The sequence below is a fragment of the Nocardia flavorosea genome (assembly GCF_015477805.1).
In the GTDB taxonomy this organism is placed as follows: domain Bacteria; phylum Actinomycetota; class Actinomycetes; order Mycobacteriales; family Mycobacteriaceae; genus Nocardia; species Nocardia flavorosea_A.
This window is the reverse complement of sequence record NZ_JADLQL010000018.1, coordinates 1-289: the sequence shown is the minus strand read 5'-3', so window position 1 is coordinate 289 and position 289 is coordinate 1. Positions and strand designations below refer to the sequence as shown.

Annotated in this window: 1 protein-coding gene; it reads left to right on the top strand. The window is 69.6% G+C overall.

Annotated elements, in window-relative coordinates; translation table 11 throughout:
- Positions 1-266, top strand: a 266-nt coding sequence (locus tag IU448_RS28595; protein WP_228814605.1) for a GMC family oxidoreductase, incomplete at its 5' end; no start/stop codon positions are given.
- Positions 267-289 lie beyond the last annotated feature (23 nt).

Genomic DNA, 289 nt, shown 5'->3' with positions numbered 1-289 from the left:
ACGCCGAGTTCGTCGTCGCCGGTGACGCGGCGGGCTACGGTCCCGGCCAGTGCGCGATGGCGGAATTGCACATCATGGGCTCGGCCCGGATGGGTGGTTCCCGCGCGCTCTCGGCCACCGATCCGGACGGCGCGACCTGGGAGGTGCCGAATATCGTCGTCGCCGATGCCTCCTGCTTCCCGACCTCCTCGGGGGTCAATCCGATGGTGACCATCGAGGCCATCGCCCACATGAACGCCACCCGCCTGGCCGCTCGACTGCGCTGAACGCATCTGTCGCCCGGGCGAGT